This window comes from Acetobacter okinawensis (assembly GCF_002153655.1).
In the GTDB taxonomy this organism is placed as follows: domain Bacteria; phylum Pseudomonadota; class Alphaproteobacteria; order Acetobacterales; family Acetobacteraceae; genus Acetobacter; species Acetobacter okinawensis_A.
The window spans coordinates 70889-89717 of sequence record NZ_JOPJ01000050.1; the positions used below are offsets into that span (position 1 = coordinate 70889).

An 18829-nucleotide genomic window follows, 5' to 3' on the forward strand; every position below is an offset into this window, starting at 1 on the left:
GAACCGACATGCCTTGCATAGTTAGATACGCGCGTTGCTCAATTTAGAGCAGAACGTTGCATTGTTAGGAGGTAACGGGGTTACGGGTCCGCGTTTGGTTTTCAGTTTGGATTGCCTTGCATGCCTTGCAGTTCCAATTTGGGTCGCCTGCTCCAGCCTCTGCACCGCAGTTCCGGCGACCACTTTCTATTGTACTGACCACCGCCCCTGTACTATGATCCCGGCATGGAAACCACGGCATCCGAACAGCCTATTTACCGTATCATCATCCCTGGTCTTCTAAGAGCCAAGGGCCGGCCCCGCTTTGGGAATGGACGCACTTTTACCGATGCCAAAACGGTGCAGGCGGAAAAGCATATCCAGCACCACGCCATTGAGCAGATCGGCAAGCCCTGTTTGCGCGGACCGCTTCATGTCTCCCTGACGATCAACATTGCACCACCCCCGTCATGGAGTAGGAAGAAGACAGCAGAGGCATTGGCAGGGCGCATACTCCCAACCAGCAGGCCAGACATAGACAATCAGATGAAGACCGCAGCTGATGCCTTAAACGGTATCGCGTGGAAAGATGATGCCCAGATTGTGGACGCCAGCCTGTCGCGCCGCTACGGGCCGGAGAGCGTGACCGTAATTGTGGTTCGCCCCTTATAATACTTCAGACGGGACCGATCTGATCCCATCGGTCTTTAAACTGCGGGTCTATGTAGCGTGGCGGGTCCACCCAGTAGAGTGGTCCCATTGGGTCACGCTTCATTCTCTCCATAACGTCTATCCGGTTGAGCAAAAAGCAGACCGGCGCATCCGAGCGCACATAAGTGGTAATCGCCAGCCAATCGAACCGTAGGCTGGATGGGTCGGTAATGCCGTCCCCCAACCTGACTGCATCCTGTTTGCTAAAAGCACGAGACTGCACGATCAGTGCGGGGGAAACACCCTCTTTCTTTATCGTAATCAGGGTGGAGCGTTTTGAGCCCTCCTGAGAAGGCTGGATATCCCAGTCACGCCGGGTAAGCTGCCAAGTGACATAAGCCAAACCCGCCTGTGCAGTTCGTATCTTGCTGCTCACTTAATTCCCCTGCTTCAATTCTGGTTTGCCAACAGCCATAGTTGAGAATGCCCCGCTTTGGTCATGAGTTGACCAATATCTGGCAGTTGCACTCACCTGTTTTCGTTCACAAGGGTTTCCCGCTCTCGAAGTCTGAGCGGTTCATCGGGTTGCCTGTCCGCGATAAGACTTAATCTTTCGCGCTGGCGTCACGACCTAGCAGTTTGGCCAGACGAGCATATGCACCCTCTAGGATCGCTGCTTTTTTTAAAGTGTCATCATCAGGAACAATGGCAATCATCGCTTCACAGAGTGCCGTTACGATTTCCTCAGAACTGGCTCCAGCTTCTTTCTGCCGTTCAGCCAGTGCGAAAGTCTGCTTGTATAAACCCGACATTATATCTCTTTTAGTTTCTGGCCGTCACTCAGAAGCAAATCCTATCCCAGCGGTTCTACAGATCATCTCGTTGCTGACGAACGTTTAGGAATGCGCGGTACCATTTTGACCGAGATTGATTGATTGCGTCTTCCCCTTGAGCTTCTCCGTAATCGTAGGCAGCAAGACCAAGCTCAATGAGACGCCGCACAGTTTCACTTTCCCGTTTAAGTCTGGACTCAAACTGAGCGTCCTCAATCTTCCGCCAAAGACTAGCAGGCAGAGAGACTGTTTTCCTTACAAGAGGGTCATCATTCATCATACGCCACCATACCAAAATGCACCCGTGGTGCAATGGTGCATTTTTACTTGCACAACAAAAAATATGGTGCAATGGTGAAAGTGCACCACTGGTGTGACTGGGCAGGAGCTTGCACCCTCCATGCCCAGCCTAACCACAACCGAACTGGAGTTTCGGCCATGGCTAATTATTCCTGTAGCACGCTCACGCATGCTCGGACGTTCTATATTATAAATTCAAGGCTTCCCGCTCTCATAGCTCCGGCTTTAATCGCCTTAACCTTGTTAGGGCTAGCAACACCTGACCCAGTCATATCGGGCCGGGTCACACATACTCAGGAGGCGGCACAATGACCCCTCTGGAACGTGCAGCTTACGCTCTGAACTGGCAGGTAGACCACCAGCGCCGCGTTGCCGTGATCTGTGACGCCCTGACCGACTATCTCAGCAACAAGACCGGCGGCCCCGGTGGTGGGGACGCAGAAATGTGCGGAGGGGTCGCCCTGTTCCTGTCCGCTTATATCCGACATGGCGCAGATGTGGCCGCAGAAGACGCCAAGCACGCGGAGGCAGGAGCATGAAAAGCATATTCCCCCTTACCGGGTTTGAGCATGATGCAGTGCTTAATCTCCGAGACACAGACACCATACTGCACACGGCCCGGATGCTGTCTGCTCTTGTGGTGGAAGTGACTGCTAAAGGCCTTAACCCATCGCGCGAAATGGCTGAGCCCGATGCCCTGCACTGGTTGAACCTGCGCTTGCAAGACCAACTCGATCTACTGTCCGCCCATACCGGACAAAAGGATGCCCCCCGATACATGATGCAAGAGGGAGCGCGTCCATGACCCCAGATGAAGCGTGGACCGTCTTTGGTGTGTCTGACCCGATTAAACGCGGGAAGGCATGGGCCGAGTCCGTATGGGGCGTTGATGGCCTGCCCATGTCCCTAGGGGTGCAGCTTGTGACGCAGGAGGCGGACGCTCTGGGCAAAACCATGACAGCGCGGGGCGGCGCACCGCTGGTTGAGCATTACTGCAGCGCCTTCACCATTTCAGCCAAAGCCCGGCTGTTTGATCTTTATATGTCCCGACACCACGGAGGGTGCGCATGACCAGCCCCATACAGGCGGCAACCATTGCCGCCCTAAGCTCTGATCGCTGCTGTTGGAAAGAGGCGACCTTTAACGATGGTCTCCAGCATAGCCGAAGGTTTGTCCGCGCCTATCGCAAAGTGCAGAAGGCAAAGGCCACCACTCTCAAAGACCTGCGATGCAAGGCACGCCTGATCCTGCTGACCTCTGATGAACCGGACAGCATGGAAGCCAGCTTGGCGCGCGATGTGCTGACATATACGGGAGCGTACGCATGACCCACAAAACACCAGTGGCAACGCCTGATAAGCGCGATCTTATTCTGACCGCCAGTCAGGAACTGAGCGCCATTTCCACCTGCCTTGCAGCCATAAGCGGGGATCTGATTATGAATCCCAAATCACCCAGACGACTGCCGGATGGAACAGGACTGGCCCTTGAATGGCTCAGTGCAGAGATCGAGCGCCGGTGCGCTCTGATTGATGAGGAATTGTCATGAGCAAGAAGAACAATACCACTGCTGTGAATCAGCATCCTATGGATTTAGACTGGTATATCGCGCTTAAAACAGGAAATCCCGTCTTTGCATGGCGTGCCGTTTATAATCTCTTGCGCAAAGAAGCTGTCTATTCTCTGAATAATCGGCCTTCTATTAAATCTGACGTAACTATTCCATCCGATATTGCTGATTTTTTATTTTTGCAAGCATATGCAATTTCAGAACTTTCACAAGGACACGATCCAAGAGCATTAGATAATAAAAAAATAAATCGTACATCTCCCAAAGACTCTTTGAGTAAAATGGCAACAGTTCTTGGATTTTCACGTCGCGGCAATAATGCGTTTTTAAATTTTCAATCCGATGTTCAGATAATACAAGAATTTCTTTTTTACGAAAAAATCAAAGTGAAAAATCAGAAAAAAGAAAAATTAATAGAAATTTTCAGAAAGCAGTTTGGAATAAATCTTTCTGAAGATGATATAAAAAAACGTCTAAACCGAGGAAAAAAGCTTTTAAAAGACTGGAATGGTCTAAGTGATTTTTTACCTAAAAAAAACAAGGGACAAACATAGGGCATATGTTTTTCCCTATCCTTCATATCAAAAACTCAAATAATTGAGGCATCTAGATTAATCATGAGATGAGAGGGAACCATGCTTCCGGAAGTTAACGGACGCCGCTTAGTTTCTAAGGAAACCATCTGTAAAGAAACAGGACTAAGCCGCGCCACTATCGATAGAAGAATTGCTGATGGTACTTTAATCCGTGTGAAAATAGGTTCAGCAACACGAATAACTATTGAAAGTTACGAATGCTGGCTATCTTCACTAACATCTCAGATATCTCCCTAAAAAGAAACCGCCAGCCTGAGAACAGACTGACGGCCCTGAAAACCCCTCACCTAGGGATTTCTTAATACCACGGGCACTCGTCAGGTACAATTGTAATCTCAGGCAAGTAATGGAGAAAAACCGCATGAGCACGCAAAAGCGTGAACGCTCTCGGCTTGCCTATATTCTGCCAGATCCAACAGTCACGTCAGGCGAATGCGTATTGCAAGGCATCACCTCTGATGGCGTTATTGATTGGGAGCATGTTTGCCACCTATGGGTTTTCCCTGTGAACAACGACAATGGCGTGGCTTATGCCCCCTGCGTTGTGTTTTTGGATAACTCATGGGCCATGATCGGGCCTATTGGCACGCTGGAGGCAGCACGCCAGCTTTGCTTCCGATGGAGCGCCCTGCATGACCGGGGCGTATGCGACCAGACACGCCCGGCAGCTCCTGCACCAGTTGTACGCACCGGTCGTCTGGTGGACGTGCCGCCATCCGAGTTACCCAATACCCTACCCGGAGACCCATGGACCTTTAACGAGCACCATAATCGCTTCCAGCTTGACCTGCTCCAGCTTGGCATTGGCATAGCCAATGAGGCCGAGGGGATTACGCTTGAGGATCGTATTGCTCAGGTTGATGCAAAATTGCAGGAGATCAGCAGCCTCTTTCGCGCAAGCAATGTTATCCAGCCCCATCTGGCCAAGGCCTATATTACCAAAGCGCGCGAAGCCGCAGTGTTCTGGGCAACCGAGGCACAGGCCATAGAGGATGCCGAAGTTGATACCCCAGAGGACACAGCCAGGAACTTTGTAGATGACATCCGCAAGGGCGGCATCACCTTTGCCGAGGCTTACGACCATCTGAACCAGTACATTGCCTTTGTGTATGGCAACATGACCAACGAGGACGGCTCCCCCTTCGCAGACCGGGCTGCTTACGCCAAACGGGCTTATGATGCTGGCTATGCGCGCCTTCAGTATTTCCTCAAGCAGGCGGCCCCCCAATGAGCGCGGCCCTTGATCAGCACCAAGGCACGGTGCCGGACAGCACGGTAGCAGCCTATGCCCAGAAACTGGCCCGCCATGGGGTAAAGGTCTTCCCCTGTGATGAGCAAAAACGCCCAACCTGCAAATGGGGCGAGGTGGCCAGCAATTGCCCAGAGGCCATTCCCCTGCTGTGGCGCACCTATCCGGGCAAATTGATTGGCGTTGTCACCGGCGCCATATCTGGGTTTGACGCGCTGGATCTGGACTGGGGCAAAGGGGGCGATGACTTCTATCAGGAGCATTGCACCCGGCTGACAGGCACCCGCACGCACCGCACCCGCTCTGGCGGGCTCCACCTGCTCTTCAAACATCGGGAGGGCATGCGGAACAGCGCAAGCCGGATTGCCCGTGGTGTAGATGTGCGAGCCGATGGCGGATACATCATCTGGTGGCCAGCCGCAGGGCTGGAGATTGTTGACCGCAGCCCCATTCAGCAATGGCCTGCATGGCTTGTGGAACTGGCACAACCGCCTATTCCACCCAAAGCGCACCTGAACACGACAGGGCCAGACCTGCGGGAAGCAGAACAAAAGGTGCGCGCGGCCGTCCGCTCTGCTGTGCGTGCCGTGGCCTCCGCGCCGGAAGGCCAGCGCAACAGCACCCTGAATGCCGAAACCTATTCGATTGCCCGCTTTATTGCCGAAGGACACCTGACAACCGCGCAGGTTGTGGACGCCATGGCAACAGCAGGCCTGCAGGCGGGGCTGACACAACGTGAAATTGAAAAGACCATCGCGTCTGCCCTCCGGGCAAGGGTGGGTGTATGACCGAAATAACCAATATTGAGGACGTGGTGCGTCAGGGCATACGGCAGGCCCAGAATGTGCCCGGCAGCAACAATTATGCGTTGCTGACCGAACACGGCATGGCAGCAGCCTTTACCGAGCGCTACAAGGATGACCTCCGCTATGACCACAAGGCCGGGCGCTGGTTTCTCTGGACCGGCACACACTGGAAAGAGGACAGCACCTACCGCGCCTTCAGCTATGCACGTGAGCTGGTAGCCGAGGCTAACCGGAACAGTGAGTTCAAGGAGCAGGCCATTACCGGCAAGGCCTCCTTTTGTGGTGGGGTAGAACGGTTTGCCCGCACAGACCCAGTGCATGCCGTGGTGCCGGAGGATTGGGACAAAGACCCTTACCTGCTCGCAACCCCCGGTGGCACGGTTGACCTGCGCCACGGCACGCTCCGGCCTGCATCCCCCAACGACATGATGACCCGCGTGACTGCCGTAGCCCCGGATGAGGCACCGTGCCCGAAGTGGCTCCAGTTCCTGCAAGACGCTACCAACAGGGATGAGGAACTGATGACCTTCCTCAAGCGCTGGTGCGGGTACTGCCTGACCGGGGACACACGCGAACATGCCTTGGTGTTTGGTTATGGCCCCGGTGGAAACGGCAAGAGTGTTTTCCTCAACGTCCTCTCCAAGATCATGGGGGATTACGCCACGGTCGCGGCCATGGACACATTCACCGCCAGCCATGGGGACCGGCATTCAACCGACCTTGCCATGCTCCGGGGTGCCCGTCTGGTCACCGCGTCCGAGACTGAGGAGGGCAGGGCATGGGCGGAAAGCCGGATCAAGCAGATGACCGGTGGCGACCCTATTACCGCACGCTTCATGCGGCAGGATAACTTTACCTTCCAGCCCCAGTTCAAGCTGACCATCGTGGGGAATCATAAGCCAGTGCTCAAGAATGTGGATGAGGCCGCCCGCAGGCGCTTCAACATTGTTCCGTTCATTCACAAGCCCAATAGCCCCGACAAGGATCTGGAACTCAAGCTACAGGAAGAATGGCCAGGCATCCTGCACTGGATGATACAGGGGTGTCTGGAATGGCAGCGTGAAGGCATGCCCCGCCCGGCAGTCGTGAGAGAAGCAACGGCTGAGTATTTCGAGGCACAGGATACATTTGGCCAGTGGCTGGCCGAAAGGTGCATTCTAGACCCCGGTCTGGAAACAAAGCCCAGCATGCTGCTCAAGGATTTTCAGGAATGGTGCCGCAACAACGGAGAACCTGAAAGCGATAACAAACGCATGCGCGGGATGTTGGAGCGGACAAACGGTATTCGCTATGTGAAAACACGAGGTATTCGAGCCGTACGTGGTATTGGCCTTAACCCTTCTCTTTCTGAGCAAAAACGATGGATGGATTAAAATTGGGGGCAGGGTGGGGCAGGGTTATCTGATTTGGCACCATACGCGCGCGTACATGAGGAATAACGAGTTTACCTATCCCCACCCTGCCCCCTTTCGATACTTGTCATGAAATTTCAGGTTCTATTTCCCAGTTATCCGGATTTTCCGAAGGCGTGATTGATGGGTGTTTAGGGGGCGTGAGGATATGCCCGAAAAAATCTCCCCCTATGGTCAGCCTCCCTCCGCCGCTGCGCTGGCGCATCAGGCCCGGGCGATTGTCCCAAAAGGCAAGCCTTTCAGGACGGAAAAAAATTGGGACAAAATGACGGAATGTCCTAGTCCTAAAAATTACTATTTGACTTTTAGGACACGCAAGAGATAACCTCTTAGGAGTTTTAGGACATGAGGTCAGCCATGAAGATCGGATACGCTCGCGTTTCAACGGTAGATCAGGACGCCGGACTGGAAGCACAGATACGTGACCTGACAGCAGCAGGATGCGAGAAGATTTTTTCCGAGAAGGTTAGTGGCACGGACAGCAAGCGCCCAGCCCTGCTGGAAGCTCTGGAGTATGTACGCCCGGGTGACGTGCTGGTCGTGACCAAGCCCGACCGTTTGGCCCGCTCTACTGCTGATCTTTTGGGGTATGTGCAAACCGCCCAGGCAAAGGAATGCGGACTGATCGTTCTCTCCATGAACGGCACAACGCTGGACACGACAAGCCCCACCTCCAAGCTGATGCTGACCATGCTGGCTGCCGTAGCCGAGTTTGAACGTGACCTGATGCTTGAACGCCAGCGGGAAGGCATTGCAAAAGCCAAGGCAGAAGGCCGCCCTATGGGTCGCCCCCGCACAGTCCTGTCCAGGACAGAAAGCATCCGGAAAATGAAGGAAAAGGGCATGTCAGCCACCGCTATTGCAAAGGCTCTAGGCATCGCCAGATCTGGGGTATATCGGGCATTGGAATCTGCAAAACCATAACACCCACTTGTAACAATTCGTGATGTGTCCTTTTTGAACTGTCTCCCTGTGTATCTCTCCGTATCTGTGTGATGCATAATTTTGGAAACATCCATTGTATATCATTGGTGTTTCATTTTTATTGTTTGAATGACGTAAAATACCCCTGATATAAACGGGGTATGAAAAAGATAGGCCCCTACTCGAGACCAGATAGTCTCAATAAACTGGACGGAAGGTGCAAAGAAGCGCGGCTTCTTAAAAACGTACGTTCTGCACTGGTCGAACACCTAGGCGGTAACCCCTCAATCACACAGCTTGTTCTGATCGACCGGGCGGCTTGGCTTACGCTGCACATGGGCCTGATGGACAGCCATATGCTCGAAGGTGGTGCACCTGCCGAACGGGACTCACGGCAGTATCTGGCATGGGCAAACACCCTTACCCGCACCATGCGGTCTCTGGGGCTGGACAAAGCACCTGCCCCAACACGTGGCATGGACGCTCTTCTGGCTGAACGGAGGGAGCGGACATGAGCTTGACCGTTCTGCAGGCCATGCACGACCCTTTCCTTTTTGGGGCAGAGTTCGGCAACCCGACATGGACCGCGTGGGAAGCCTTCCTTGCTGCCCTTCTTGGCGAGGCAATGACGGATGAGCAGAAAGCCATATGCGCCACCCACACAGGCCGGACTGATTTACCCCTAGAAACATTCCGTCGTGCAGCTCTTATCTGTGGTCGCCGGGCCGGGAAAAGCCGTGTTCTGGCCTTGCTGGGTACCTGTCTGGCTACATTGAAGGATTATCGCCCTTTTCTCTCTGCGGGCGAGGTGGCAACAGTCGGCATCATTGCAGCAGATCGGAAACAGGCCCGTACCATCTTCCGTTATGTACGCGGACTGATTTCCTTGGTTCCAGAGATGGAAGAGGAAGTCACGCGCGAGACTGACGAAATCATAGAGATGGCAGGCCGCCGTGTGGTGATCGAGATCGGCACCGCCAGCTTCCGTGCCACGCGTGGGTACACATACGCAGCCGTCCTTTGCGATGAAATTGCCTTCTGGCGTGACGACAGCAGCGCAAATCCGGATGAGGAAATTCTAAGGGCACTACGCCCCGGCCTCGCAACCATACCGGGTTCCATGCTGCTTCTGGCCTCCAGTCCCTATGCCCGCCGTGGCGTATTATGGAAGACCTTCAAGCGCTATTATGGGCAGAAAGGCGCTAATACGCTCGTGTGGAAAGCCGCCACACGGGACATGAACCCCGAATTTGACGAGCAGGAAGAGCGGGACGCCTACGAGGAAGACCCCGCCGCTGCGGCTGCGGAATACGGGGCTGAGTTCCGTAGCGACATAGCCTCGTTCGTCGCACCCGAAGTGGTGGAAGCCTGCACAGTGCAGGGACGGCATGAGCTACCTCGTGACAGTCGGGTGCGTTACGTGGCGTTTGTTGATCCTTCTGGCGGGTCATCCGACAGCATGACATTAGCCATTGCTCACCATGAAAACGACTGTGCCGTTCTGGATCTGGTGCGTGAACGCAAGGCACCATTCAGTCCAGAAGCCACTGTGTCAGATTTTGCAAGTGTTCTGAAATCTTATGGTTTAAGCAGCGTCACGGGGGATCGCTACGGCGGTGAATGGCCGCGAGAGCAGTTCCGCAAGCATGGTATCGCCTACAACCTGTCCGACAAACCTCGGTCTGACCTCTACCGGGATCTGCTGCCCCTTCTGAATTCAGGAAAAGCAGAGCTTCTCGATATTCCAGTGCTTTCACGCCAGCTTTGCGGACTTGAGAGACGGACCGGACGCAGCGGTAAGGATAATATCGACCATGCCCCCGGTGGCCATGATGACGTGGCCAACGCGGTTGCGGGGGTTCTCCTCATGCAAAGCGCACGCCGGATGCCAAAATTCACACCAGCAATGGTTCAAAAAATCGCCGAACAAGGCAAAAGGGAAAGCTTTTCAGTATGGGCAAGATAGAACAGGCCATTGACCGGGCCATCAAACGAGAACGTATCCGGCTGCAAGAAGCCGAAACAGCCCGACAGATGGTCGCCCCTCTGGTCGGAAACATTGCTGGCATGGACAGCGCCATTGAAATTTACAGCCACGCCCTTAAGCAAAACGGAATTGCGCCGGGATCTGCCAATATTTCCGGAATGCAGGCCATGGTCCGGATGCTGCTCAATACCACTAGCAACTCATCTTCCGACACTATGAGCATCGCAACCGATGCAACACCCGATGAAGACAGCATTCTGTCTGGCGTCAACGCTCCCCGCAAGCTGTAAGGTTCTAATGAAATGACACCACTATCCGAAAATACTCTTCGGCAGGAACTGGACGCCGCAATTAAAAAACGTAATGCACTGAGGGCTGAGTTTTTTGGAATTCAGGCCGCACAGGAAAAAATTGCTTCGTGTATTTCAGAGTTACGAAAAAATCTTCGTAGTGCAGAAGCTGCATTTGAAGAGGCAAAACAGGAAAGTGTTTCCAACCTGGTGCATGAAGCCATGGGAGAAGCACAAACTGACCAACCTTCCATGCGGCAGCTTCGTGCCAATATGGCATCAGTGGAAGATGAGCTTGAAGCGGCATTGGAAGCTCAGAAAGAATTGGCGGACCGGCGGAAGCAAATTGATAGCCGCCTAGGGCTGGCTACAATGGCTACACGCCGTGCATTTGATGACGTCATTAAAAACAGCCCAGAGGTCAACCATCTCATCGAAGAAGCAAAAGCACTCGAAGAGCAGATTATCGAGCGCATCAGCCAGATTACCTACCTCGTTGGGTGTGGCCATTTACCCCATGGGATTTATGAAACACTTGCCTTGCAGCCAGCCAATCTTGGCAAGGGGCTGGCGACGACACCACAAACCGCATGGGCGATCCTATCCGAGAAAGCTGGAAAGAGCATTTCTCCTGCATGGCAGGCTGCTGTGGCTGGGTTGGATAAGGATGCATCATTCCCGTTGCCAGGGGATGACGTAAGCCCCCCTAAAAAGGGCCCACTCCGCAAGCTGATGGGAGGGGCATGAGATGAAGAAGTCCCAAGTCGAACGGCTGACCGGATTCCTCCAGGAGCGCTTGCCTCCCGATGCATGGGGAGAGGTAGCCGACATGCTTGATGAGCTACAAGCGCGTTATGATAATGCGGGGCCGGATGACACCGAAGTTGCCATGCGCACCGTGGATCTGATCGATTTCCTCAACAGCCGCCTCCCCCTTGATGAAATGGAGCGCGTCCGAAAAATCATTTTTGGAACAGATGACCAAGGCAACCCGCTTGCTGCGGATGCAGCACTCCGCGTTCGGTGCGGCTTACGCGCTGACAACTACGCTCGCCAGAGAGTTGCCTGGGCAACGGGTGTGGACACCATGGCATGTGACAGTGCGGCCGATGCTTACCGGCTGGGCTTAACAGCTCTTGGCCACGATGCCTCCCATATTGCTGATGATGCGGCTCGATCTGTTTTTGAGGGCTTCATGAGCCAGAGACGTGCTCAATCCTCTTCCGCTGCAGACATGGTGACACGCTTCGGTGTCACGACTCCCCGGAAATTGGGATGAAAAAAATGCGTCATCATCAATCGTTCAGGAATTCCAGACACGTAGGCGCTCCAGCGTCGAAAAAAGGCTTCCAAAAATGGCGGAAGCAGAAGCCCACACCAGCACGAATCGCCCGGTTTGAGGCCTTGAGAGCTCGAGTCATGGGAAACACTCTATCTCCAAAGGAGATAAAAAATGTCTGAAACCATTGCTACAGGCCATCGTTCAGAGAGACGCCTCCACCAGCGCAAACTTGATGTGAAGTTTGACCTTGTGACTGGAGGGTTTGGGCCCGATGGCAAGGATAACCTGATGCTGTCAGGGTACCGGGTGCGCGCTCATATCACGAATGCAGGCATGGCCGCTGGGTCGTCTCTTTCTCTGCGTATCGAGGGGATGACATTAAGCAAAATGAACCGAATGTCTGTCATCCGCGCGCGGATGACATGGCAAAATGCTAACAAAATTACTCTGCTTGCTGGAGACGATACATCTCCTAAGTCAGTGATCTTTTCCGGATACGTTACCGCTGCGTTCGTGGATTTTACTGGCGCACCAAATGTGGCCTTTCAAGTCGAAGCCAATAACCTGTGTCTATCAGCCGTTACGGCTATGCAGCCCATATCATTCAATGGCCCTGCGGCATTTCAAACTATTGCCTCCGCCATTTGTAACGCGATGGGATGGACGCTCCTAAACCACGGCGTCAAAGCCGTCTTCCCACGTTACTACGGTTACGGAGACCCAAGAAGCGCCTTAGAGCGTCTTTGCATGTCGGTAAAGGCGGTTTTCCATTTGGATGAAGATCAGAAGACTCTTCATATTTGGCCGCATGATTACGCTTATAAAGCCGATGATGAAGGGGTTGATATGCCCTATATCAGCGCAAAAAGCGGTCTTATCGGCTACCCGGCCTACAGTGACGCGGGCGTCCTGTTCGAGTGCCTGTTCAACCCAAAAATTCGATACAACTCTCCTCTTCGCCTTAAGAGCGATTACGCCCCGGCTGGGTGGGTTAATAACCAGAATGGGCAGGTGCCAGCCCAGACATCCCCGGCCAATGGTATCTGGTTGCCATACATCATCGAACACAATCTGGAATCAGAAGTGCCGGACGGCCAGTGGACAACCTTTGTAGGAGCAACGCGCGGGGACAACCCAACAAACCTCAAATTTGGGTAATCACAGACTAAATAAGCGCTATCGTAAGGGGGGTTTTAAGAGGGGTACGGCTTCCAAGCTCTCACAAAAACATTTATTTTTCAGAGGCTTAGGAAGAAGAACTGGTGGAGCCAAGCGGAATCGAACCGCCGACCTCTTGAATGCCATTCAAGCGCTCTCCCAACTGAGCTATGGCCCCACTGTTCTGTCACACACTTGCACGTGCTGTTTGCAACAGCTGCGCTGTGTGTGTGGAGCCTCTTACAACCTCCTCAAAACGCTGACAACCCCTAATTTTCAATCTTGCAGCACTTTCAGCTCTCTCAAGGCTGCAATAAGGGGGAGAAGCGGCAAACCCTGAATGGCAAAGGCATCGCCTTCCATGGCTGCAAACAATTGTATGCCCGGACCTTCCAGCCGGTAAGACCCGACTGAGCCAAGACAGGCTGCCCCTTCCAGACTTAAATAGTGCTCCACAAACTCAGGAGAGAACATGCGCATGGTCAGTCTGGGCCTGCTCACATGGCGCCAGAGTATCTGCCCGTTAAAACACAGGACCACAGCGGTATGCAGGCTATGCGTTTTACCCCTGAGCTGGAGCAGTTGCTGGCGTGCTCCCTCCAGCCCCTCCGGTTTGTCGTACCATACCCCTTCGCAACTGAGCATCTGGTCTGCCCCGATTACAATTGTATCCGGCTTTTGAACCGACTGTGCTTTTGTCTCTGCAAGACGGAGGGCTACGGTATCGGCTGACCAGTTCTGCTGCTGGCCCATCTGCTTGAGAGAGGTCTCATCCACCGAGGAGGCTTCAACATCAAAGACCAGTCCCGCATTTTCCAGAATGCGCCGTCTGGCAGCAGAACCACTGGCCAAAAGCAGTTTGTCTGCTCTGTTCTGTATTAGAGTCGGCATTAGTACTAAATCGGTCACGGAAGCGAGTCTCTTTCAGGTACTGGTTAAAAATGGGGCTGTGAGTACTATCCTGAGTACCGGGGTACATGTGGATTGTACGGAGTTCAGAACATGGCCGTACCGAGTACCGGGCACAACATGCAACTTCCGTGAACCGGTGAGTTGTACACAGGGGTCTTGGAATGTTTTCTGGATAACCTCAAAAACCCTTTATTTTGCAAGGGTCTTGAAACTGTACACACTGTGGGAAACATGGGGTACATTTTTGGAATGCCGGGTACCCCGTTATCAACAGTACCCTCATATCTCATCAAACCTTTTTCTTTCTTTTTTTATAGGAAGAGGGGCGTGGACAGCGCGGACAAAGACGTGCAGGACTTCTGCTCATGACAACGCAAACACATATTCCCCCCGCCAAACGTCTGCTCAGAACTCTGAACGGAGAGGCACTATGGCCCCCCCCGATGTGGTTGATGAGACAGGCTGGCAGGTTTTTGCCTGAATTCCGCGCCATGCGGGCACAGGCAGATTTTTTGACCCGTTGCATGACCCCGGACATTGCAACCGAGTTGACCTTACAGCCTATCCGCCGCTTTGGCATGGATGGGGCAATCCTGTTCTCTGATATTCTGATCCTGCCTTGGGCTATGGGTCAGTCTTTGGAGTTTGTGGAAGGTACTGGCCCTGTTCTGGGTGCCATTCGCTCCGAACAGGACCTGAAAGCCCTTGATCCTGCAAGGATCGCCGAAGCAACAGCCCCTGTGCTTGAAACCCTTACGCGCCTGCGCAAGGCTGTAGATGGGCCACAGAGCATTGGTGCGGCCAAGCCGGGGGCAACCACGTTGCTCGGCTTTACCGGAGCTCCCTTTACCGTGGCCTGTTACATGGTGGAAGGTCGTGGGTCGCGTGAGTTTTCCATAACGCGGAACATGGCTTTTTCTGAACCAGCTCTTTTTGACAGGCTTATGGCCCTGCTGACCGAGACAACGGCAACCTATCTGTGCGCCCAGATCGAAGCTGGGGCTGAAGCCGTTATGCTGTTTGATTCATGGGCCGGGCTTTTGCCTCCTTCAGAGTTCCGTCGTCTTGTCATCCAGCCCAGCCGGCAGATTGTGCAGACAATCAAAGCCCGTTATCCGCATGTGCGGGTTGTAGGCTTCCCCCGTCTGGCCGGGGTGATGGCTGCGGAATATGCGCGTGATACGGGGGTTGATGTTCTTGCCCTGGATACTGGGGCAGACATGGCTGCCGTGCGCAATATGGTGCCGCAGACACTGGGCCTGCAGGGGAATCTGGACCCGGTAGCCGTTCTGGCAGGGGGTGAGGCTATGCGGCGTGAAGCCCTGCATGTGCGTGAAGCGGGCCGTGGCCGTGCACATGTGTTTAACCTTGGGCATGGTGTTCTGCCGCAGACGCCTGTTGAACATGTGGCTGACCTTGTGCGGACCGTGCGGGAAACAGCCTGATGACCCAAGCCCTCTCACAGGTTTTTCGCGGACCACTCAAGCTGGTCATTTTTGACTGTGATGGTGTGCTGGTTGATAGCGAGGAAACCTGTTGCCGCCTGTGTGCACAGGCGGCGCGGGAGGCTGGGTGGAACGTACCGGACCATCTGGCTGTAAACACGTTTTCTGGCATGTCTTTGGCGACCATCCAGCCCATGATTGAGCAGAACGCGGGCAAAATACTTGGCCCGCAGTGGGAGCCGGCAATGCAGCAACGCTTTGTCGCTGCTATGAAAGAGGGGGTCGAACCTGTTGCAGGTGTGCATGCCATGCTCGATTGTGTGCAAAAGCTTGGTATTCCCGTAAGGGTTGCATCCAATTCCTCCTGCGAGGAAATGGATGTAAAATTTGAAAAAACCAGTCTTTCTCCTTATTTTGACGGGCGTATCCATTCTGCGCGGGATATGGGGGTGCCTAAGCCCCGCCCCGATGTGTACCTTAAAGCCGCAGAGGCTGAGGGCGTTCTTCCCTGCGAATGTGTGGTGCTTGAAGACAGTGATCCCGGAGCAAGAGCTGCTGTTGAGGCCGGGATGGCCTGCGTTATGCTCCGCGCAGCGGACAAGCCAATACCTGATTGGAAAGGTATAGAAAAAATCAATAACCTTTCTGAATTTTCAGATATTGTTTCCAAACTGGTCAAGGTCACACCCTAATGGTTTTTGACGTGCTGCTTCCGTGGGTCCGGTGGTTTGTTGCTTTTCACATCATGTCTGTCATGGCGTGGATGGCGGGGCTGTTTTATTTGCCAAGGCTCTTTGTTTATCACTGTCAGGTTACGGTGGGCTCGGCGGAAAGCGCACGATTTAAAATTATGGAACGTCGGCTGATCAAGGCAATTATGGTGCCTGCCATGTGTTCCAGCCTGCTGTTTGGGACTTTGCTGGTTTTAACACCAGGTTCGGTCGACTGGGGCGCTGGCTGGTGGCACCTTAAATTGCTGTCGGTTGTGCTTATGTTTGCGTTTCAGGGGTTTTGTGGCCGGTGGTACAGAGGGTTTGCACAGGATAATAACCAGCATTCCGAAAAATTTTATAGAATAGCCAATGAAGTGCCGACTGTTCTGATGATGGTTATTGTGATTATGGTTGTCGTCAGGCCATTTTAAAAAAAGTATGAATACAATTAAGAGTTTTTATTTTTGTGTCACAGATCAGTAATAATTTCTCAGGTCTGTGGCACATATTTGCCTTTTACGGAAATCATTGTAATCTCATGTGCAGGTTATAAAAAAAGCGGTAAAATATGGATTATTTTTTACCCATATGTTTGAATTGCTGAAATTTACAAAAATCAGAACATCAGGGAGAAGACGTTATATGTCCTTAACCGCACATTCCGTTGCTGTGTTTTGTGGCTCCCGCATGGGGGATAAACCTGTTTACCATCAGGTGGCCGAAGAGGTCGGTAAAACATTGGCTGAAAAGAAAATCCGCCTGATTTACGGTGGAGGCGCCAATGGGCTGATGGGGGTTGTTGCAGACTCCGTTATCAAATCCGGTGGGGTCGTTACGGGGGTTATTCCTGAATTTTTAAAAACGCGTGAACGTATGCACGATCAGGTGTCCGAACTGATTGTTACGGATTCCATGCATGTGCGTAAGCAGATCATGTTTGCAAGGGCCGATGCATTCTGGATTCTTCCCGGTGGATTTGGCACTTTTGATGAGACAATGGAAATCCTGACGTGGAAGCAGCTTGGCCAGCACAAAAAACCTATTCTGGTGATTAACGTGGATGGCTGGGCAGATGCCATGATTGCCATGTTGGATGTGGCTGTCAGTCAGGGGTTTGCCTCTGCCGAGGCACGGGCCCTTATCCGGGTTGTCCCCGATGTTCTGGCGGCTCTGGAGTGCTCCATACTGGCCGATCAGGTGAATGATCTGCCGGTGTCTGCCCTGTAGGGAAAAGGGACTTATGCATTTCCTCTCTTGCTTATATGACGAGAGAGATGTATAGCGCATTCAGCCATTACGGAGTGTAGCTCAGCCTGGTAGAGCACTGTGTTCGGGACGCAGGGGCCGGAGGTTCGAATCCTCTCACTCCGACCATGGCTTTTTTTCCTGATTATTTAAAATAATGCCCGCAGTGTTTATTCTCAATGAACACTGCATGGTCCAGCAACCAGATAATTCTGGTCCGCATTGCGGCTGCCATAAGAGCCTTTGGCTGTTACTCAGCCAACTCTATGCTTTAGCCTCATACCCAGAGACGAATAAAAAAAACCCTCACGTCCATTAAAGGCGCGTGAGGGGTATTGGTAAAATGATACCGCGCTTTTAACGCTCAGGCTTGTTTGGCAACCGTATGATACGGGGTATCCATTGCGGTATTGGCGGCAAAAAGACCTGCGTGTGCGTCATGCACCTGCCCGACCAGAAGACTTTCCCAACGCCGCATATCGGCCTGTCGGTCTTTTTGGATACCCTGATTGAGTTCCTCAAACTGCAAGGCGGCAAACGTGCCCAGAACAATGCTGGAAATAAAAGCCGCACTGGCAACCAGCCCGGGGAGCGACAGGGCATAGTCCGACCATTGCTCGGATTCAGGCAGGGACTGCCACAGAAAACGGGAGAGGGCGGAATTGTCGGTAAAATCCTGCCAATGCACGGCGAGCCCTGCATGGAAGACCGAAAATTTGAGTCCGCACGTCACAAAAATAAAAGTGGAGCAGATCGCAAGGCTCAGGGCTGCGAGCCAGAGAGAGACAAATGTTGCTTTTTTCCATGCCATGTGTCCGGCCTCCTAATTTTGGGCTTGTTAGGGGGCAAAAGCGGAACGGTGTGGTGGGTGCACCTCGCTTTCTCCATTGTTTAAATGGTATATCAGGTATTCACAATATGCAAGGTAAATCGTGCAAACCCAGCCGCCTTGCGGCACTGGATAAAGTGATCCAGTCCATGCTGGACAGCGCGGCCCAGCATACCCATTTTTAGACCATGATTTTCCTGTCTGCTAACCAACAGGCAAGAGCGAGGACCTTAAGATAATGCAGACAAGCCAGATAAAAAAAGCTGTGTGGGCCATGTTGTTGGCTGCTGGCACAACGCTTTCTTTTCATCCTGCTCATGCCCAGCATGGTGGCGGTCATTTTGGCGGTGGCCCGTGGGGTGGTGGTCACTTTGGAGGCCCCGGTGGAGGCTGGCATGGTGGCGGCCCCGGCGGTTGGGGTGGTGGCCACTGGGGCTGGGGAGGTGGTTATGGCTGGGGCTACCCGTATGCTTATGGGGGTTACGGCGGCTATGGCGGGTGGGGACCGTATTGGGGGAATTCCTACTGGAATCCCTATTGGGCCGGTTGGGGCTGGGGGTGGTCCATGCCTTATGCCTATGGCGGCGTGACATACGCACAAAGCTATTCCGGGTCGTATCCGCCGCAGTATACTTCGGCCCCACCGCC

Annotated in this window: 26 protein-coding genes and 2 tRNA genes; 23 read left to right on the forward strand and 5 right to left on the reverse strand. The window is 53.3% G+C overall.

Annotated elements, in window-relative coordinates; genetic code table 11:
- Window positions 1–225: 225 nt before the first annotated feature.
- Entirely contained in the window at window positions 226–651 is a 426-nt protein-coding gene (locus HK26_RS12155; RefSeq protein ID WP_086640010.1) for a RusA family crossover junction endodeoxyribonuclease, read from the forward strand.
- Between the two features lie 4 nt (window positions 652–655).
- Here HK26_RS12155 and HK26_RS12160 read toward each other — a convergent pair whose 3' ends face one another.
- Together HK26_RS12160 and HK26_RS12165 are read right to left on the reverse strand one after the other, a co-directional pair.
- A complete protein-coding gene (locus HK26_RS12160; protein ID WP_086640011.1) occupies window positions 656–1066 on the reverse strand; it encodes a hypothetical protein in 411 nt (136 codons plus the stop codon).
- 169 nt (window positions 1067–1235) lie between these two features.
- Window positions 1236–1442, reverse strand: a complete 207-nt coding sequence (locus HK26_RS12165) for a hypothetical protein (protein ID WP_086640012.1) — start codon at window positions 1440–1442, stop codon at window positions 1236–1238.
- Between the two features lie 629 nt (window positions 1443–2071).
- On the opposite strand from HK26_RS12165, the gene HK26_RS12170 reads away from it, so the two are divergent.
- From HK26_RS12170 to HK26_RS12245, 16 genes are all read left to right on the forward strand, one after another.
- Window positions 2072–2302, forward strand: coding sequence for a hypothetical protein (locus tag HK26_RS12170; RefSeq protein WP_086640013.1), 231 nt, complete (start codon window positions 2072–2074; stop codon window positions 2300–2302).
- Window positions 2299–2568 carry a hypothetical protein gene (locus tag HK26_RS12175; protein WP_086640014.1) on the forward strand — a complete coding sequence of 90 codons (270 nt, stop codon included), beginning with the start codon at window positions 2299–2301 and terminating at the stop codon, window positions 2566–2568. The genes HK26_RS12170 and HK26_RS12175 overlap by 4 nt, the downstream gene beginning before the upstream one ends.
- Window positions 2565–2834, forward strand: coding sequence for a hypothetical protein (locus HK26_RS12180; RefSeq protein ID WP_086640015.1), 270 nt, complete (start codon window positions 2565–2567; stop codon window positions 2832–2834). Before HK26_RS12175 ends, HK26_RS12180 begins: the two co-directional genes overlap by 4 nt.
- Window positions 2831–3091, forward strand: coding sequence for a hypothetical protein (locus HK26_RS12185; protein WP_086640016.1), 261 nt, complete (start codon window positions 2831–2833; stop codon window positions 3089–3091). The genes HK26_RS12180 and HK26_RS12185 overlap by 4 nt, the downstream gene beginning before the upstream one ends.
- Window positions 3088–3312, forward strand: a complete 225-nt coding sequence (locus tag HK26_RS12190; RefSeq protein WP_086640017.1) for a hypothetical protein — start codon at window positions 3088–3090, stop codon at window positions 3310–3312. The genes HK26_RS12185 and HK26_RS12190 overlap by 4 nt, the downstream gene beginning before the upstream one ends.
- On the forward strand, window positions 3309–3887 hold the full coding sequence (locus HK26_RS13310; protein WP_143296360.1) for a hypothetical protein: 579 nt from the start codon (window positions 3309–3311) through the stop codon (window positions 3885–3887). Before HK26_RS12190 ends, HK26_RS13310 begins: the two co-directional genes overlap by 4 nt.
- A 403-nt stretch (window positions 3888–4290) precedes the next feature.
- The gene (locus HK26_RS12200; RefSeq protein ID WP_143296361.1) at window positions 4291–5160 is read left to right on the forward strand and encodes a hypothetical protein; all 870 of its coding nucleotides are present in this window, start codon (window positions 4291–4293) and stop codon (window positions 5158–5160) included.
- Window positions 5157–5966, forward strand: coding sequence for a bifunctional DNA primase/polymerase (locus HK26_RS12205; protein WP_086640020.1), 810 nt, complete (start codon window positions 5157–5159; stop codon window positions 5964–5966). Before HK26_RS12200 ends, HK26_RS12205 begins: the two co-directional genes overlap by 4 nt.
- The gene (locus tag HK26_RS12210) at window positions 5963–7357 is read left to right on the forward strand and encodes a phage/plasmid primase, P4 family (protein WP_086640021.1); all 1395 of its coding nucleotides are present in this window, start codon (window positions 5963–5965) and stop codon (window positions 7355–7357) included. Before HK26_RS12205 ends, HK26_RS12210 begins: the two co-directional genes overlap by 4 nt.
- Before the next feature lie 396 nt (window positions 7358–7753).
- Window positions 7754–8320 carry a recombinase family protein gene (locus HK26_RS12215; RefSeq protein ID WP_086552220.1) on the forward strand — a complete coding sequence of 189 codons (567 nt, stop codon included), beginning with the start codon at window positions 7754–7756 and terminating at the stop codon, window positions 8318–8320.
- 161 nt (window positions 8321–8481) lie between these two features.
- Window positions 8482–8835 (forward strand): hypothetical protein, encoded by a 354-nt coding sequence (locus HK26_RS12220; RefSeq protein ID WP_086640022.1) that lies wholly within the window; start codon window positions 8482–8484, stop codon window positions 8833–8835.
- The gene (locus HK26_RS12225) at window positions 8832–10286 is read left to right on the forward strand and encodes a terminase large subunit domain-containing protein (protein ID WP_086640023.1); all 1455 of its coding nucleotides are present in this window, start codon (window positions 8832–8834) and stop codon (window positions 10284–10286) included. Before HK26_RS12220 ends, HK26_RS12225 begins: the two co-directional genes overlap by 4 nt.
- Window positions 10274–10597: a hypothetical protein gene (locus HK26_RS12230; protein WP_086640024.1), complete on the forward strand. Its 324-nt coding sequence runs from the start codon at window positions 10274–10276 to the stop codon at window positions 10595–10597. The genes HK26_RS12225 and HK26_RS12230 overlap by 13 nt, the downstream gene beginning before the upstream one ends.
- A 12-nt stretch (window positions 10598–10609) precedes the next feature.
- Window positions 10610–11344, forward strand: a complete 735-nt coding sequence (locus tag HK26_RS12235) for an AAA family ATPase (RefSeq protein WP_086640025.1) — start codon at window positions 10610–10612, stop codon at window positions 11342–11344.
- Window position 11345: 1 nt separating this feature from the next.
- Complete coding sequence (locus tag HK26_RS12240) at window positions 11346–11876, forward strand: hypothetical protein (protein ID WP_086640026.1); 531 nt, start codon at window positions 11346–11348, stop codon at window positions 11874–11876.
- Between the two features lie 174 nt (window positions 11877–12050).
- Window positions 12051–13037: a baseplate hub protein gene (locus HK26_RS12245; protein WP_086640027.1), complete on the forward strand. Its 987-nt coding sequence runs from the start codon at window positions 12051–12053 to the stop codon at window positions 13035–13037.
- Between the two features lie 102 nt (window positions 13038–13139).
- On the opposite strand, the gene HK26_RS12250 is transcribed toward HK26_RS12245, so the two are convergent.
- Window positions 13140–13215: transfer RNA gene (locus HK26_RS12250), tRNA-Ala, on the reverse strand.
- A gap of 98 nt (window positions 13216–13313) precedes the next feature.
- Window positions 13314–13946, reverse strand: coding sequence for a Maf family protein (locus tag HK26_RS12255; protein WP_180539562.1), 633 nt, complete (start codon window positions 13944–13946; stop codon window positions 13314–13316).
- A gap of 368 nt (window positions 13947–14314) precedes the next feature.
- On the opposite strand from HK26_RS12255, the gene hemE reads away from it, so the two are divergent.
- The 5 genes from hemE (at window position 14315) to HK26_RS12280 (ending at window position 17481) form a co-directional block, all read left to right on the forward strand.
- A complete protein-coding gene (gene hemE / locus HK26_RS12260) occupies window positions 14315–15394 on the forward strand; it encodes a uroporphyrinogen decarboxylase (RefSeq protein ID WP_086640029.1) in 1080 nt (359 codons plus the stop codon).
- The gene (locus HK26_RS12265; protein WP_086640030.1) at window positions 15394–16086 is read left to right on the forward strand and encodes an HAD family hydrolase; all 693 of its coding nucleotides are present in this window, start codon (window positions 15394–15396) and stop codon (window positions 16084–16086) included. The genes hemE and HK26_RS12265 overlap by 1 nt, the downstream gene beginning before the upstream one ends.
- On the forward strand, window positions 16086–16538 hold the full coding sequence (hemJ, locus tag HK26_RS12270) for a protoporphyrinogen oxidase HemJ (RefSeq protein WP_086640031.1): 453 nt from the start codon (window positions 16086–16088) through the stop codon (window positions 16536–16538). Before HK26_RS12265 ends, hemJ begins: the two co-directional genes overlap by 1 nt.
- Window positions 16539–16749: 211 nt before the next feature.
- Entirely contained in the window at window positions 16750–17334 is a 585-nt protein-coding gene (locus tag HK26_RS12275) for an LOG family protein (RefSeq protein ID WP_086640032.1), read from the forward strand.
- A gap of 70 nt (window positions 17335–17404) precedes the next feature.
- Window positions 17405–17481: transfer RNA gene (locus HK26_RS12280), tRNA-Pro, on the forward strand.
- Window positions 17482–17716: 235 nt separating this feature from the next.
- Here the strand turns inward: HK26_RS12280 and HK26_RS12285 are convergent.
- A complete protein-coding gene (locus HK26_RS12285; RefSeq protein WP_086640033.1) occupies window positions 17717–18163 on the reverse strand; it encodes a hypothetical protein in 447 nt (148 codons plus the stop codon).
- Between the two features lie 344 nt (window positions 18164–18507).
- Here HK26_RS12285 and HK26_RS12290 point away from each other — a divergent pair, with 344 nt between their 5' ends.
- Window positions 18508–18771: a hypothetical protein gene (locus HK26_RS12290; protein ID WP_180539564.1), complete on the forward strand. Its 264-nt coding sequence runs from the start codon at window positions 18508–18510 to the stop codon at window positions 18769–18771.
- The last annotated feature ends 58 nt before the right edge of the window (window positions 18772–18829 follow it).